The sequence below is a fragment of the Pseudoalteromonas rubra genome (assembly GCF_005886805.2).
Taxonomy (GTDB): Bacteria; Pseudomonadota; Gammaproteobacteria; order Enterobacterales; family Alteromonadaceae; genus Pseudoalteromonas; species Pseudoalteromonas rubra_D.
This window is the reverse complement of record NZ_CP045429.1, coordinates 2,862,605-2,878,225: the sequence shown is the minus strand read 5'-3', so window position 1 is coordinate 2,878,225 and position 15,621 is coordinate 2,862,605. Positions and strand designations below refer to the sequence as shown.

At 43.8% G+C, this 15,621-nt stretch carries 17 protein-coding genes and 1 pseudogene; 16 read left to right on the top strand and 2 right to left on the bottom strand.

Annotated features, from left to right (window positions below; translation table 11 throughout):
- Nucleotides 1-58 precede the first annotated feature (58 nt).
- From CWC22_RS12485 to CWC22_RS12475, 3 genes are all read left to right on the top strand, one after another.
- Complete coding sequence (locus tag CWC22_RS12485; protein ID WP_138537772.1) at nucleotides 59-469, top strand: hypothetical protein; 411 nt, start codon at nucleotides 59-61, stop codon at nucleotides 467-469.
- Between the two features lie 445 nt (nucleotides 470-914).
- Entirely contained in the window at nucleotides 915-1,670 is a 756-nt protein-coding gene (locus tag CWC22_RS12480; RefSeq protein ID WP_138537773.1) for a type 1 glutamine amidotransferase domain-containing protein, read from the top strand.
- An 89-nt stretch (nucleotides 1,671-1,759) separates the two neighbouring features.
- Nucleotides 1,760-2,224: a hypothetical protein gene (locus CWC22_RS12475; protein WP_138537774.1), complete on the top strand. Its 465-nt coding sequence runs from the start codon at nucleotides 1,760-1,762 to the stop codon at nucleotides 2,222-2,224.
- Nucleotides 2,225-2,420: 196 nt separating this feature from the next.
- Here the strand turns inward: CWC22_RS12475 and CWC22_RS24445 are convergent.
- A pseudogene (locus tag CWC22_RS24445) lies at nucleotides 2,421-2,654 on the bottom strand (IS4 family transposase); the annotation flags it as partial.
- Nucleotides 2,655-2,952: 298 nt separating this feature from the next.
- Between CWC22_RS24445 and CWC22_RS12470 the strand changes: the two are divergent.
- From CWC22_RS12470 to CWC22_RS12420, 11 genes are all read left to right on the top strand, one after another.
- The gene (locus CWC22_RS12470) at nucleotides 2,953-3,327 is read left to right on the top strand and encodes a hypothetical protein (RefSeq protein ID WP_138537775.1); all 375 of its coding nucleotides are present in this window, start codon (nucleotides 2,953-2,955) and stop codon (nucleotides 3,325-3,327) included.
- 112 nt (nucleotides 3,328-3,439) lie between these two features.
- Complete coding sequence (locus tag CWC22_RS12465) at nucleotides 3,440-3,970, top strand: hypothetical protein (protein ID WP_138537776.1); 531 nt, start codon at nucleotides 3,440-3,442, stop codon at nucleotides 3,968-3,970.
- Between the two features lie 186 nt (nucleotides 3,971-4,156).
- Nucleotides 4,157-4,612, top strand: coding sequence for a GNAT family N-acetyltransferase (locus tag CWC22_RS12460; RefSeq protein ID WP_138537777.1), 456 nt, complete (start codon nucleotides 4,157-4,159; stop codon nucleotides 4,610-4,612).
- Between the two features lie 263 nt (nucleotides 4,613-4,875).
- Complete coding sequence (locus CWC22_RS12455) at nucleotides 4,876-5,493, top strand: LysE family translocator (RefSeq protein ID WP_138537778.1); 618 nt, start codon at nucleotides 4,876-4,878, stop codon at nucleotides 5,491-5,493.
- A gap of 132 nt (nucleotides 5,494-5,625) precedes the next feature.
- Entirely contained in the window at nucleotides 5,626-5,985 is a 360-nt protein-coding gene (locus CWC22_RS12450; protein WP_138537779.1) for a hypothetical protein, read from the top strand.
- A 223-nt stretch (nucleotides 5,986-6,208) separates the two neighbouring features.
- A complete protein-coding gene (locus CWC22_RS12445; protein WP_125561714.1) occupies nucleotides 6,209-6,526 on the top strand; it encodes an antibiotic biosynthesis monooxygenase family protein in 318 nt (105 codons plus the stop codon).
- Between the two features lie 178 nt (nucleotides 6,527-6,704).
- On the top strand, nucleotides 6,705-6,971 hold the full coding sequence (locus CWC22_RS12440; protein WP_138537780.1) for a hypothetical protein: 267 nt from the start codon (nucleotides 6,705-6,707) through the stop codon (nucleotides 6,969-6,971).
- A gap of 325 nt (nucleotides 6,972-7,296) precedes the next feature.
- Nucleotides 7,297-7,791 (top strand): AAA family ATPase, encoded by a 495-nt coding sequence (locus CWC22_RS12435; RefSeq protein ID WP_138537781.1) that lies wholly within the window; start codon nucleotides 7,297-7,299, stop codon nucleotides 7,789-7,791.
- A gap of 61 nt (nucleotides 7,792-7,852) precedes the next feature.
- Nucleotides 7,853-8,362 carry a type II secretion system protein GspG gene (locus CWC22_RS12430; protein ID WP_138537782.1) on the top strand — a complete coding sequence of 170 codons (510 nt, stop codon included), beginning with the start codon at nucleotides 7,853-7,855 and terminating at the stop codon, nucleotides 8,360-8,362.
- Nucleotides 8,363-8,715: 353 nt separating this feature from the next.
- Entirely contained in the window at nucleotides 8,716-9,042 is a 327-nt protein-coding gene (locus CWC22_RS12425; protein ID WP_138537783.1) for a DUF5992 family protein, read from the top strand.
- Between the two features lie 518 nt (nucleotides 9,043-9,560).
- Entirely contained in the window at nucleotides 9,561-9,872 is a 312-nt protein-coding gene (locus tag CWC22_RS12420) for a hypothetical protein (protein ID WP_125561704.1), read from the top strand.
- A 92-nt stretch (nucleotides 9,873-9,964) separates the two neighbouring features.
- Here the strand turns inward: CWC22_RS12420 and CWC22_RS12415 are convergent, their stop codons facing one another.
- Nucleotides 9,965-12,367, bottom strand: coding sequence for a hypothetical protein (locus CWC22_RS12415; protein ID WP_138537784.1), 2,403 nt, complete (start codon nucleotides 12,365-12,367; stop codon nucleotides 9,965-9,967).
- Nucleotides 12,368-12,433: 66 nt separating this feature from the next.
- Between CWC22_RS12415 and CWC22_RS12410 the strand changes: the two genes are divergently transcribed.
- Together CWC22_RS12410 and CWC22_RS12405 are read left to right on the top strand one after the other, a co-directional pair.
- Nucleotides 12,434-14,209 (top strand): MFS transporter, encoded by a 1,776-nt coding sequence (locus CWC22_RS12410; protein ID WP_138537785.1) that lies wholly within the window; start codon nucleotides 12,434-12,436, stop codon nucleotides 14,207-14,209.
- A 118-nt stretch (nucleotides 14,210-14,327) separates the two neighbouring features.
- A complete protein-coding gene (locus CWC22_RS12405) occupies nucleotides 14,328-15,605 on the top strand; it encodes a metal-dependent hydrolase family protein (RefSeq protein WP_125561699.1) in 1,278 nt (425 codons plus the stop codon).
- The last annotated feature ends 16 nt before the right edge of the window (nucleotides 15,606-15,621 follow it).

Sequence of the window (15,621 nt, the reverse complement as noted above, 5' to 3'; positions counted from 1 at the left end):
ACTACACCCTGGCGGCGGCCGAGCAAGGCGTCAGGTTTCTTTAAAAAGGGAGCTTATTTTGAAATATACAATAGTAGCGTTTCTGTTATCTGTGTCTGTTGATGTTACTGCTCAACCAATTTCAGATTTTGAACTTTCGAAAAAACTGGTTGGGTCATGGTCAATTTCAAAAACAGATAACTATTATGGGCAAGAAGGTCATATCAGCATTTATAGAAGTGATGGCACTATAGAGCATATTCAATACACTTCCGGTAAATGCAATTCGATAGACTCAATTACTCTCGGCAGTTGGTTGATTAAAGATGGACAACTCACGATCACGGTGACAGAAAGCCAAGGTCAAAACCCTTTGCCTACAGGCATAATAGTTACAGACAAAATAGTCACTATCGATGATAAATCATTTGTGTTTATTTCAAGTGCAGGGCGAAAAGTACGCAGAATTCGCAGTAATACGTGTTTATGAACAGTAATCTAATCAGATTATCAACGCGGGCAGGAAACCATTGTTTTTGTTCGCGCTTATATTTTAAGCCAGCTACAGCGACGCGTGGAGTTTCCTAAATAATTGAGTTCGCTCAAGCTGGTGTATCAAACGCACGTATTCGTGTATAGCACCGTGTAATCGTTTCCCTGGCATAAAATAATCATTTCGTCGTCCGAGCTCTTTGCCGAATCTGACTGTGGGCAGTCATCTAATATGTCAGAACTCATGATCCCAGACAAGAGATAGCAGGATAGCATTAAGCGTGCGAGAACCATTGCAAAGAACACTTGAGGGGGGAGGTAAGTGTTTTGCAAAAGTTTCTGTTATCGGGAATTTATTACTGGGTATTCATGGTGAAATGTAATAAGATATAAAAATCAAAAGGTTATGTGTCTTTGTGGCACAGGTTTAATTAAGGGAAATTATGAAGTTTTTTAGTTTATTTTTTAGTGCACTTTGTCTGTTGCTATCAAGTGTTTTGTACGCTGAGCCAGCTAAGAAAGTATTGATTATTGTATCAAATATGGAAAACATGGGAGATCCAGAAAAACATGATGCAAGAAACAACCTATGGGAAGTGGCACCGCCATATCATGTGTTTGTTAGTCATGGCTTTGACGTGGACTTTGTATCACCTCAAGGTGGGAAAGTTCCTTTTATGATGGATCCTCTCGGAATCAGCAGTTATACAATAAAATACGAGAACTTTTTAGGTAAAGCTAACAGTTCACTTAAACCAGAAGACGTTAATCCTGATGACTACTGGGGCGTATATATAGGTGGAGGGTACGGCCCTGTTTTTGATGTGGCGAGCAATAAAGAAATACAGTCAATCATTGCCAGAATCTATCAGTCGGGCGGTGTTGTAGGCACGGGTGGTCATGGGGCTGCAGGTATTGCTAACGTGAAATTGGCTTCCGGGCAATTTCTCGTTAAGGGTAAAAAAGTCGCAGGTTTCCCTAACTCCACAGAAAAATCGAAAAAGTGGGCGAAACAAGGGACGCTATTACCCTTTTTGATTGAAAGCCAGCTTAATAAGAACGGGGCATTTGCGCAAAATAAGGAAACATTAAAAAATAAACATGATGTTGTCATTGACCAACGTGTGGTTACAACTATGTTTTTACCATCTGCTGCTCTGGTTGCAAAGGAAATGATTATTACTAATAGTGGTACTTAAAAAACGTTATGGCGTCAATAGCTAAATGTCAGTATTTGGCGCCTTCTGAAGATTCCTCAGAGTATGGTTTTTGGTGAGCAGGAGAATTGATGCCAGCATTTATAAAGTTTCTTTGGTTAATAGGCTTGAGCAGTTTAGTATATGGATTCTCTGTATTTGAGTATGCTGACAGTATTGGGGAGCTTACTGAATTTGAAAAACTTCAGGGAGAAATACGTTCTGTAGAATGTAAAGAGGGCTCACGTTCGTTTATGCAGAAAAAGCTAACATTTTTTACAGATAAATCAGGGCTTGAGATGAAATTTAGTAAAGAAGGAGAGTGTTCACAGCTTGTGGCATTTTATCAAAATGCACGCTCTTTTGAGGCAGTACAGAGAAATATCTTGTTAAAGCTTCACGTCTTTTCTCTGAAAGTTGATGGCATCGAACAATATGATTTTGCTGAGCAAAAAAGTGACTACAATTTATATATTATATTTTCACTGTTCATTACTCCGTTGATTGTTGCTATTTGCGCGACTGTTAATTGGAGCCGAGGCCGAAGGCGTCAATAGTTTACCTAACAAAATTGTAAACGCGGACAAAAAGTAGTTGCCTTTGTTTGTGCCCATAAATTACTTATCAGCTATTTTTAGCTAGATACTGCGGCGCTTGTGGACCCCTCATAAAAGAGGGCTCTCAAGCTGCGATGTGAAGCAAACCTCTTCACTTATAGTCTTGCGTGACTGTTTCCACGCCATTTCGTCAAATAACCTTTTTGCCAAGTCTGACAGTCGACAAAACGGCACAATCTCTGATTGTATTTGCCAGGAACTTTCGTTGCCTATTTGAGTGCGAGCATACAGGCCAAACCACCAGAGGATAATTGTCGCAAGTAAATAGAGCAATAACAGTGTATCGAGCCGGTAGGGTACATCGGCTTTTACTATGTCTGAGGCACATACCGTATTGAGGGCTTTTCAGATCTCGAAAGTTTTCTTCGATTTACATACGCTCGCGAACAGTGATTTTGCTACGCATCCGTCTGAGCCATGACCAACCTTTTTATCAACCTGTCGAAACCCGGCATTTCGGTTGCCAGCATTAATACCAAGATGCCGGGCATGAATTTGGGGCAGTTTTTTCTAAGCATATCGTATAGGATGGAGAGAATACACAGGGTGTTGTTATCTCGTTAGCTTTAGCGAAATAAGTTAAATCAAACAATACCTTGTGTCTCCATCGCATTGATTTTAAATATGAATATCTGGGGATTCCTCAGATACGGGCGTTAGGAATACCTTTGAATCGGAAAAATAACTTTATAAGACAACTACTTTTGATGGTTTTAATACTTCCTTCAGCAGTCGGCTGGGGCGTGTTATCTTTGATTAGTTTGTCTGTCAGTGCATTCATGATGTTTGAAAGTTTATTTTATTTTGGTCTGTTCACTTTTTCTTTACTGGGGTTGACGTGTATTTTTTTTGGTGTGAAATCGATATATGACTTTCCAAATGTGACAAGATTAACTTGCTTGTTTTTAGCTTTAAGCTTGATAATTTTAACGGCCTTTGGTGTTACCGGAACTTCGCAACCGCTGTTCTGTTTATCATTTATTTCAATTGTGTTTGCTGGGGTGTTATTGCTCTGGCAACGAAGAATCATTACACAGGCCTAAATAACGTTTCAGCCAAGGACGAAAAACAGCAGGCTTGCGCTCCTTATTTCGCTAATTTTAGTCTGTTATTTTGCGACGCTTTAGCGAAGTGTCATATGCTCAAGGGGAACCAATGAAATATTGCCACGTAAAATTTAATGCACAGGGTGATGAGTCACTGGCACGGCTTACAAGTTTCTTTGAGTTACTGAAAAAAGAGAAAGATTCTTCGAAAGGGCCAGACGAAATGAAACTGAGCGAGTTTCTTTCGGAAAGTGAAAAGCGCCATTTCTGGGACCCATCGAACGAAGAGCTGAAAGAATGGCAAAACTTTTGGGCAGAGACCGCCGTTGAGGTTCGCCTATCTCCTGAAATGCCATTGCCACCATGGGATTTAGAGTCAATGTATGAAGCTTTCTGGAATGGAGATTACGATCTTATTTCCATCACGAAAGAGAATGGGTGCCACCATCTGAACTTTCATCCTCATGACTACCCTTATGGTGGTACTGAATCAATGGTTGTACTAGTTAGTTGTTTTGGCCATTCAGTTTTGGGCATAGAGGATGGCACTGGTTTTTCTGAATACGTAGATAAGAAAATAAAATGGGCCCCAGGGATGAAATATCCATATGTACCACCAAATGAAGAAAACAAAAAATAAGTGCCTGTTAAAAAGTACCTCGTGCATAACTAAGAGCATGTGGAACAAGCCATAAAACTGTATTGGTGTAGTAGAACAAATATCAAACGCATTAATCAAGGATGTAAATCAGCGGGATTGAGCTTCTTTGTCGCTAAATTTATCCTAGCATTCATGTATTCAGACGTGAGCCGTAAGGAGTAAAATTTGACCATAAGGATGTATTCAGAGGTCGACTTTCTGTCAATAGAAAAAATATATAACCTCTCTAAATTAGACGAATTGTCGCAGGAAGATACACTGTTTACTTTACTTCCATTGTCAGAAGACAAGGAACGAAGCAAACTGTTATTTGAATCCCAAATATTCGTTTACGAACTTGAGTCTATAGTCGCTTTTTGCGCAATCTTTGAGTCAGAAATAAGGGCGTTATTTGTCCACCCTAACCATCGAGGGCACGGAATTGGCAAAGACTTATTAGAGCATTTACTGTCTCTTACCTCGCGAAGTGCGAGTTTGTATGTTGCGGCTTCGAATTCTTTCGCAAAGGAAATGTACAAAAAGTCAGGTTTCGTGATCACAGAAACATTTGAAACCACTTACAATTCTGTAAAAGTAACGGTAAATAAAATGGTCAAAAGTGAAGGTGAGCAAGGCGCTTAACAGGTTCCTCGTGGCCACTGAGGTAAGATTTTAGAGATTGAGATAAAAGGCGTGCTCTAGCATCAATTAAAGATGTAAATAACTATATGGGTTGGCGTATTGGTGCTGGGAATGAAAGAGCGAGAAAGCGCTACTATGAATACATAAAAAGATAATTATAAAGCCTTAAAGTTAGAGTTATAGTAATTGGCTCTGCTTTACTTAAAAACCTGACCAATTATGGCTCACCGCTCTAAAGAGCGTTATATTTATGGGGAGAATTTATGGAGTTTTGGAATTTACTATTCTTTGCGTTGGCGTGTTTTGCGCTCAATATGACTCCTGGTCCAAACAACCTATTGTCTATGAACAATGCGCGTTGTTACGGTTTTAAATCCGCTTTTATTGCTGGTCTGGGTCGAATTGTGGCGTTCACAGTCATGATTGCTTTGGCTGCTTCAGGTTTAGCGGTTGTGCTCTTTGCATCTGAGGCGCTGTTTTTGACCATTAAAGTTGCCGGTGCTGCATACTTGTTGTGGATTGCCTTTAATCTCTGGCGCTCGGAAGCAAGTCCAGTCTCCGAACCAGAAAGTACTCGCAACCGACTTGGTTTAGCGAAGCAGGAGTTTTTATTAGCTGCAGGAAATCCAAAGGCGATCTTAATTTTTACTGCCTTTCTACCTCAGTTCGTTGATGTTACAGCCAATGTAAATGAACAGTTCTTCGTTTTGGGGGCCTCTTTCCTCATTTTAGAATTAGTGGCAATATCAATTTATGCCCTATTCGGAGTATATCTAAGGCAGTGGTTCACGAAGCCGAAAATAGCAAAGCGCTTCAATAGAGGCTGCGCAACCTTTTTAGCTATATCTGGAGCAAATTTGTTGCTAAGTCGTCAGCAATAAAACTAGCAATCTGATTTAGGGGAAGGCGCAACGCGTGGCATAAGCTTGTAACCCCTCATAAACTGCAGCAGCTATTGATTATCATATCTAGCATGGAAATGGTGTGGATTTTTATAAAAGGACAGAGAGTAAATGTTTAAAACAATAATCAGCATAGTGCTCGCGGTAATTTTATTGGGCTGTGACTTTGAAGTCCCCGGTGCCGATGAGAAGTTTGGTAAGCAGAACTTTGTATCAGCTGTATCAATCATAGAATTACATAAACTAAGAAATGGTCACTACCCTGATAGCCTGAGTGAGTTGGAGTTTTTGGGAGACTGGGATGGTATATGGTTATCTGCCGTACGGTACGAAAGAAATGGCGAAGGGTATAATTTATACCTGGAGCGAGGTTGGGCAGGAAAACCAACATTAGCCTTCCCTGTCAAGTTTAAAGCTGGTTTAGGTATCAAAGAAACAAACGTACAATGGCTTCATCAAGACGGCAAATAGAAATGCATATGTTCTCAGACATAAAAGCTGGCTTGTGTATTGCTGTTACCAGGTTGGTTTTGCATAAGGGAAATTGGTTCAAAAAAGACGTGTTTGTTCACCATGCCGATTTTAAATAGAAAATTCCAGGCGTTTTCGTACGCAGGGCTCACAATAACTAACTAGCTTGCTTGTCGCAATATGTGTATAGAAAAGCGAAATAACATATACCTAAGGAATTCAGATGTCACTGTTAGCTAATACTCCGGAGCCACCCTACTATGCTGTTATTTTTACCTCGAGTCGAACAGAAGAGGATAATGGTTATAGTGAAATTGCAAGTAGAATGGTCGAGTTAGCTGAACAGCAACCCGGATATTTAGGCATTGAATCAGCTAGAGAGGAGCTAGGTATTACAGTGTCCTATTGGACAGATTTGGAGTCCATCAAACTCTGGAAAGCGAATGCAGAGCACATGGAAGCGCAAAAATCAGGCCGTAAGCTTTGGTACAAGTCATTTAAGGTGCGTATTGCAAAAGTAGAGCGGGATTACGGTATATAACAGAGCAACCAGGCTCAGCTCCGTTTTGCCACATAAGGTTAACCTTGGGGCATCAGGCACCTTATCGTGTTGTAGACTATTTATTAATTAAACGAGGGGGCAATGAGTAAATTAGTGTTTATTTTATGACTACTATTTTTTGCTGCTTATCACCGTTTTACGCGGAAGGGAGGGAACTGTGACATATGGCGGTGCTGGGGTCATCTACCCTCTGATGGTACTACTCTTTTTGGTTTTACCCGTAATATTTATCTGGATGTATCGTGGCACGGGTAACCGTAGTTCGAGATTATGGATAGGCTATAGTCAATTAGCAGCGTTGCTTATTGCTTTTACTTTTCTTTTTTCTGACACAGGCTTGCTACAAAATATTGGGTTTATCATAGCACTTTGCATGCTGGCCAGTTTACTAATTACGCCTTTGCTGTTTAAAAATAAAGCGTGAAGTGACATTTGTTATATTCTAAAAATAGCTGAGTTACCTGTTGTTTGAGCTGTGTTTAGCCAGCTATTTAATATCTTTACTGTTTATCTTTTGGCTATAAATACAAAGTAGTGATGAGTTACCAAGTGTATTATTGAACTTAGAGGTGGGCTATATCACTATTGAACTTGGTGCCCTTAGTCAGGGTTTTGGTTTGTAAGGCCATGAGTGGTTTAATATGTAGAGCTCAAGACGTTGTACTGGCAAAATTAGACTAGATACGTCTGCACCATAATATGGTCAGTATGATGTGCCGTTCACAGGAAATAACAATAGGAATTTAAAAATGGCACGGTTAATTTTGGTTTGTGGTCCTATCGGGGCAGGTAAAACGACCTATTCTATGTCGTTATGTGAGGAGGTTGGGGCCGTCAAGTTCTCAATTGACCCCTGGATGCAGACATTATTTGCGAAAGATATGCAGTCGCTTGATTTTTCCTGGATGATGGAGCGTGTGGGTCGTTGTCACGAGCAAATATGGGAAGTTTGCGAGCAAATTCTATCATTAGGCGGCAACGTTGTGCTTGACCTGGGTTTTACGACTAAAGCTCAGCGTGATCTTTTTGTCGGCAAAGCGAGTGAGTTAGGTATTAGAGCCGAGATCCATTATCTTGACGCACAAAAGGAGACTCGCAGAAAGCGAGTCGCTAAACGGAATATAGAAAAGGACTCGAAGGTGTATTCGTTTGAAGTAACGGACATGATGTTTGACTTCATGGAGCCTAAGTTTGAAGCGCCGGCCGACAGTGAGCTCGAGCATGGCTGCAAGGTGAGCGCGTAAGAAAATAGCAAGGAATATTACGCCGCTTCCGTGACAGAGCGTTTAGTACGTAAGGAACCTTATGAAGTTAAGTCGAACGATTGTTTTGCTTGTACTCTTGCTTTTGGGGGTTGGCACAGCCTGGCCGTGGCTTTGGCAAAATCAGGGATGTAAGAAAGACTTTGTTCAGCTCAATTTTCGGCATATTGCCGATGCCTTAGAAATGCATAAGTTAAAAACAGGTCGATATCCTAGTAATGAGGAGGGACTTGAACACTTAGTCTCTGCAAAAATAGCTGGATCTGAGCGTGGCTATATTAGGGCAGTGCCAGAAAGCAGGTGGGGTAATGACTATTACTATTTTAATCTTGAAGAGAAGGTGATATTGCTTTGGGAGCTCGGTTCTGACGCCTTGTCAGGCGGTACGGGAAATAGCCAGGATGTATGCTATGTGGTTAAGTTTGCCCCAGACAACTCGGATTTTGCCTCCAATGTGAAAGACGTTGTTGCAAAGTTACCTAAGAAGATTACCCCGCAATGTGCTGTTATTTACTCTGGTTTTTCGTCAGAACATAGCAAGCAGGGCTTGTAGACACGTGGTTGGTGCAGCCAGTTCCGCCAGAAGCTTTTATCGGTTTGAATATCTTATCTGTCAGTACCTGAACCGTGTTTTGTTTGGGGGTATTCTGAACACTCTTATGTGCTTTTAAGCGCATCATGAAAAAGAGTGATTCCGTGTCGTCAGGCAACCTTGTCAGGGGAAATGAACATGCTTTGTTTAGAGTTGTCGTGTATAATTTGAGCAAGTCTCTGACGGCGGTTTCATTGGGGATTGTTCGACAGCTGAACTTATACCAATTTCACTTTATTAAGCGAATTGGTAGTAAGGTATTTCATACCTTTCGTTTTATTGTGCTAAATTGATAATTGATCATGAGATTAAATATGAAAAGTTTATCAGTATCTACACTATTGCTCGTTTTTTCGTGCAATTTATCTGCCGCAACTGACCTCGTTAAAGACGCAACTATTACTGGCATCTCAAACACAAATGGGAACGAGAATACATTTACGATTTGGCTAGAGGGCGGTACTGGCTTATGTGCTAATAAATCTATTTCTTTTCCTCTGACTGCGGCTGGGTCAAAAGAGAGTCATGATCGAGCCTACTCAGCAGCAATGACGGCATTTGCTACTGGAGATAAAGTAATGGCACATAATTATTACAATACAGATTGCCACAATGCTGCATATATAAAGGTGAGTAAGTAATTTTAACGCGCTTGTGTGCGAGCCTGTCTGGCTTGTACAAAGTGGCAAGTTAACATTTTTTTACAGTGCTTTTATTAGCTGATGGGTCAACAGCCTCTTATTTATCAGATCTAATCCAAACCATCTATTCTTAAATTTGCCTGGCTAAAAGCGTATGCTATCGCTTGAAAGTGACTACTGTTTGCTTGGCTTGGCTTGGCTTGGTGGGTACAAGGCGTTTATGGGTACTCATTGTATTTTATGAGTTGAGCACTTTACCCATTCCATATAAACCATCCTGAAATGGAAATAGTCGTGTCCAGATCTTTTTCTTTTTCCCTTTTTTAGGTATATTCTCCGTTGTATTTAGAGCCGCTTTGTCGTGATTTTAAGCGTGTCTCCAAAGTGCTAATACTATATTAGTTACTTCTTATTTAGTTGCTGTCATTACCGACTATAATGGCGACTTATTAATTCCACATTTTTCTAATTTTTAACCAATTATTTTGTAGCAATATTGTTATTGATAAGGAAGTATTATGAAAAGAATTCTGCCGCTGTTCTTTCTTGCCCCTTCGCTGTGTTTTGCCGGGAGTTCATTTGAACGTAAAATAGAAGAGATACAAGTTGTCGATGAGGTGGTGAGGCTGAAGATAGGCGTTACCTATGGTGCATGCGGCGCTATAGATAGCTGGTGGGGCTGGAGTATTAACGATCCCAGTCACAGCGCATGGTATGCGATGGCTTTGTCGGCGCAGGCACGAGATAGGCCCGTAACTGTTTATGATAAGCAAAGTGCGTGCGGTGGCCTGCCAACAGCAATTGAGCTTGAAGGGCTTTACCTGAAATAGCGCGTTATTGAAATACATGCAGCTATGCCAATATAACGATATTTGGCTTAATAGCAGCTGGGCCAACTCATTCGGTCGGCCCAGCTTGTTTCTTAAAGCTTAAAGCGCTCCACTAATCTGATGGGTTCACCATCTACATCCAGTATAGCAATTACTTTTAGGACGCCATTTTCAAGTATGCCTGCTTCATTCAAGCGTGGCTGCCAGCGCTTTTTCTCGTACGGCGCAATGGTGACGTCCTGCTCCCAGAGCGTTGGCTGAGCCTCGGGAGTCTGATAGGGCAGAAACTGAACTGACAATTTGCCATGGGTGTCTCCTGAATATGGACCGGTCAGGGTGATCTTTATATCTGATTTATCCTGAGGTAACTGTGCATTTAAATACACACCGTCAAAGTGTTGATTTGCAAGCGTGATCTGACCCGGCTGGATTAAGCCTTGCCAGCTCACAGAATAGTCAACTGTGCTGTGATTGGCTGACAGAGGCAGGTTATGTGTACCAGGCAACAGGGAGTAGGATGTCCCGTTTTGCAATGTAATTTCTGCCACTTGTTCGCTCGGATTATGGGCAAAGATAAACGGGGTTTGACCGTCAAACCTTAGTTTTAATTCAATACCACTGAGCGTAAAAAGGGCTGTGTCAGAGAGCTTACCTTGCCAGTCCTGCATCAGGGAGTACAGGTTTTTATTAATAACGGGATGCTTAGTAACGCTCGCTTGTTGAGCTAATTGGTCGCGCAATGTGGCCATGCAGCCCGGCAGTTGAGTCGAAAACTCGACACACGTATTAAAAGCCCGATGCGCCAGATCCGCATTAGCAAAGTACCAGGGATTGGCGGTGTCTTTGCTTAGGTCCGGCACCTTATATGTGTGGCCGAACAGGTAAGGGGTGATCGTGTGGTTCATGTTGCGACCAAGCAAGGCGACCTGTTGAAAATCGATTACACTTAACGTGTCGTCCGCCATTTTAAACAGCACGTTCTGCTGGCTGCTGCCGGATTTAATCTCAATGGCGAGACCTGCAGAGGTGCGCTGTAGATTCAGGCCGAGCTGTGACGTTTGCTTTAAACTTTGCAAAATTGTGGGTGTCAGCGCAATTTCCAGAGAAGTCCCCTGTGAGGTGTTATCGACCGACAGCCGGGTGCCATCTTTAAGTAACACTTTTATCATTTGATCTTGTTCAAACTCTGCTTTGTCAGTTAGTCCGGCTCGTTTGGCCAGGCTGTCTGCCGTGAGCTTGGTAAGTAAGCCGATCCCTATTTCACCCCGTGTGTGTTGTTCGGGTTGCAGAGTCAGCAAAGCTGAAAAAGACTCTTTACTAATTGGGTTTATGGCAGGGTGAGGAGCGGGCGCCGGGTAATCTAACACAGGGTGTGTGGCATTGTGTTTTGGGGTGATATCTAAGCGTTGCAGCTGCTTTTGGTCATTGCTGCGCAGCCAATAGCCTGCGCCATTCTGCTCCCAGGGTCCACGCACAATATAAAAGCTGGGGTGTGCTGAATTGACGAACCTGGCAAAATCGCGCTCCAGTTTTGGCCAGTCTGCAAAGGTTTTTTTAAGTAAGGCATTGGCCGTTGGCAATGTGGCCTCTGAGTCCGGGTTCAGAGCCATTAATGAACGCAGGTAGCGCTTAAAGTACTGATAACGGATGGGGTCGCTGAGCAAAAAGTGCACAATAAAGAAGTTAAGGCCCCGTCGCAACTGCGGGTCGTCGTTGATTTGCTCAAAACTAGGCTTTGCATTTTGATGATATTGCGCCAGCCCCAGTGACTGGTAGTTCATCGGTGCGCGGTCAAACACCATGACTCTGAGCTGTTTTTTGTTGCTGTCATAGGTGTGGCTTGCTATGGCATCAGCCATGCCTTCCGTGATCCAATTCGGTGCCCAGGTCGAATGGCCGTTCAGTGCCATGTGAAAGGCGTGCATGGTTTCGTGGATGACAATATAACGCTGATGGTGTTGTCGATGGCTGGGGAAACTATATCCAGCACGGTTATAATACATGGTTTCACCGCCCGCTGTTTTGTGTACACCACGTAAAAAGCCGTCATCCAGCATGGCTTCGCGCACGCGCTCCCGAGAGCTGCCGTACACCACGGCAATACGTTGATGCGCTATGTTAGCAGGCGCCATACCAAACAGCTCAACATAATGAGGGTAAGACATCTCCAGTAACTCAAGATATAAGCGCACTTTTTCTTCGCTCAAGTCACTTTTCAGCGCAAAGTGTTTGCTGACCCACCAGTTGTAACCTCGACTATTGTTGATCTTGCCATCGCTATAGGTGCGCGGGATTTGTTTGCCGACATACGTGATGTCTATGTGATTTAATGTGCTGGTTCTGCCAGCAACGTCAATATCAACGCGCATCTGGGCCGGGCTTGGTATGGCCTGCGCACGCTGTTGTGATAAGTGTACTCTGGAATCTTGATGGGGTTTTTCTATCGACTGACAGCCACTCAGTAGTGCCAGCGCTATTAAACTCAAACGTAACATTTTGACTTTCTCTTATTAGTGTTTTATGTATATTGTATACAATAATAATCAATAGGATCCAAGTCAATGTCGATAAGTACACCGTCCAGTCAGCCAGGGCCTGAGCTGCAAACTGGAAATATTCAGCATCGTGGGTTTAGCCGCGCTTTCTATGTGGCTAATCTGATGGAAATTTTTGAGCGGTTAGCCTGGTATGGCTTTTTTGCTGTGTCGTCTGTGTATATGACCACGCCCAGTGCACAAGGGGGCGTGGGTTTTACTGATCTAGAGCGTGGCGCTGTACAGGGGATCATTCCCTTTTTTCTTTATCTTTTGCCTGTGCTAACCGGCGCGCTGGGTGATCAGCTCGGTTATCGAAAAATGTTTTTACTGTCGTTTGCCATCATGGCGCCCGGCTATTATTTGCTGGGTCAGGCGCAAAGTTTCTGGCCGTTTTTTGCTGCGTTAAGTTTGGTTGCACTGGGGGCTGCGTGTTTTAAACCTGTGGTTGTGGGTACCATTTCTCATAGTACCAATGACAGCAATCGCGGCCTGGGGTTTGGTATTTTTTATACCATGGTGAATATTGGTGGCTTTCTGGGTCCTTTGCTGGCCGGCGCATTGCGCGCTATCAGCTGGGATGCGGTGTTTATGATGTCGGCATGCTGGATCCTGGTTAACTTTATTCCCGTGTTGTGGTTTTATCGTGACCCGCCTAGTCTCAAACGTGAAAAAGCGCCACTGAGCAACGTGATCAGAGAGGCCCAGTCAGTATTGGGCAATGGTCGTTTTGCATTGACTCTGTTGGTTGCTGTCCTGCTGCTGATGTGTTCAGGTGTCGAGGTGCTCAGCTATGCGCAAGCATTCTCTTGCATTGGATTGTGGCTGGTGATTAATCTGATCTGGGATCGCATTGCATCGAAAGTAGGGCCATCGAATCTCAGTTGGTGGGCTCAGCCAATGCAAGTGAGCAATGTGCGTTTTGCTTTGTATCTGGCCATTATTGCCGGGTTCTGGACGGTTTATAATCAGTTGTTTTATACCTTGCCCTTGTTTATTCGCGATTATGTAGATACGCGCGATTTGCTGAACTTTATCGCTTGGTTTGGTGAAGATGCTGTCTCGTTCTTTGCTTATGTCGACAGTACGCAGCTGCAAGAAGCGGTGCAGGCATTGCATGCCCAGTTGCATGCAGGTACTCAGCCGACTGCTGAAGCGTTGCGCCTGGAGTGGGTGCATCTGAAGGTGAATGTGCCAGCCTCAGAGCTTTCAGCCCTGATGACACACTTACAATCACTGGAAGTGTTGACAACGATTCAGTTGCAGCAGTTTACCAGCGCGTTGTTAGCATATCGCCAGATTAACCCAGAGTACTTGATTAACCTCGACTTTGCGGCCATTGTGCTGCTCCAGATCCTGGTGAGTTATTTATGTCAGCGGATCCGTCCTTTTTACGTGCTGACGGCCGGACTGGTGGTGATGTGTTGCGCGTTTGCTCTGATGGCAGTAGAGCTGACAGCCATGGGAGGCGCGGTAATAGTAACTGTGATCCTGCTGATTGCATTGGGCGAAATGCTCACCTCTCCGAAGAGCCAGGAGTATGTGGCCAGCATTGCGCCGCCTTCTCAGGCAGCCTTATATATGGGGTACTACTTCGTCTCCATGGCACTGGGTTTCTTGTTCGCCGGGTTCTTATCTGGCTGGAGCTATGCAACTCTGGTGCAACAGGATGGCCGCCCGGATTTAATGTGGGCGCTATTTGGTGGTCTTGCCTTGCTGACAGCGATCGCTTTGTATTTGTTTAATCGATATGTAATCGAGGGCTCAACGCACGAGATTTCATCTGCACCACAGACAAGCTAGTTAGTGTATTTGCAGCCTGGATACGTGACGTTGATTGCTTTTAGTCGCAGTTAGTTTGCCTTTGTCAGCGTGCTGTGACTAGACTGACTCGACTAATTACTACAAAAAAGAAGCGAATATGTTGAAAACAACTCTGATCAGTGCTGCTGTGCTTATGGCCTGTGGCAACGCATTTGCTGACACCTTGATTCTTAATGCGGATGCTGCACTGGATGTGAAGACGGGTAAGTTGATCCGCCCGGCCACTGTGGTGGTTGAAGATAACACCATAGTGTCTGTGGCCCGCAGTAATCGCAGGGCTTACCCTGAAGACGCGACAGTGATTGACCTAAAGGGCCACACATTATTGCCCGGATTATTTGATATGCACGTGCATTTGACCGGAGACTCTCAGGTACACGGTTATAAACGTTTACGTCGTACAGCACCGCGCTCGGCAATTACAGGGGTACGCAATGCTAAACGTACATTGGCTGCGGGTTTTACTTCCGTTCGTAACCTGGGCGCGCCAGGTTATGCCGATCTGGCATTACGAGATGCCATCTACGATGGCGACGTGCCAGGGCCACGGATATTTGCATCGGGCCCTGCGCTTGGGATCACCGGTGGCCATTGTGATAATAACCTCTTTACCCATGAGCATAAGGTGGTTGCAGCTGGTGTAGCGGATGGCCCGTGGGCTGTCAGGCAAAAAGTACGTGAGAACATAAAGTATGGTGTCGATGTGATCAAGTTTTGTGCAACAGGTGGTGTATTGTCAAAGGGCACTAAAGTCGGCGCACAGCAATATTCTTTTGAGGAAATGCAGGCACTGGTAGCTGAAGTCCATTTGCGAGGATTGACGGTTGCAGCGCATGCGCATGGCACCGATGGTATTAAATCTGCTATTCGTGCCGGGGTCGATTCAGTTGAGCATGTGAGTTTTTTGGACGATGAAGCCATTGTGCTTGCCAAAAAACACGGCACTTACTTTTCAATGGATATTTACAACACAGAATATATCCTGAGCGAAGGGGAAAAGGCCGGTATTTTACCTGAAAGCCTGGATAAAGAGCGTAAAGTGGGTGGCACCCAGCGGGCGAGTTTTACCAAAGCCGTTAAAGCTGGCGTCAACATGGTATTTGGCTCCGATGGTGGGGTTTACCCCCATGGCCAAAATGGTAAGCAGTTCAGTCGTATGGTTAAATTTGGCATGAATGAGCTACAGGCGCTTCAGGCTGCAACCATCAACTCGGCATCACTACTAAAAATGCAGGACAAACTGGGCTCTTTAGAGGCTGGAAAATTGGCCGACATTATTGCTGTACCAGGTAATCCGCTGGAGGACATTCAGGTTATGGAAACCGTTACTCTGGTGATCAAAGACGGTAAAGTAGAAGTGGATCAACGCCAGTAACAGGAGTTGGCGTTTT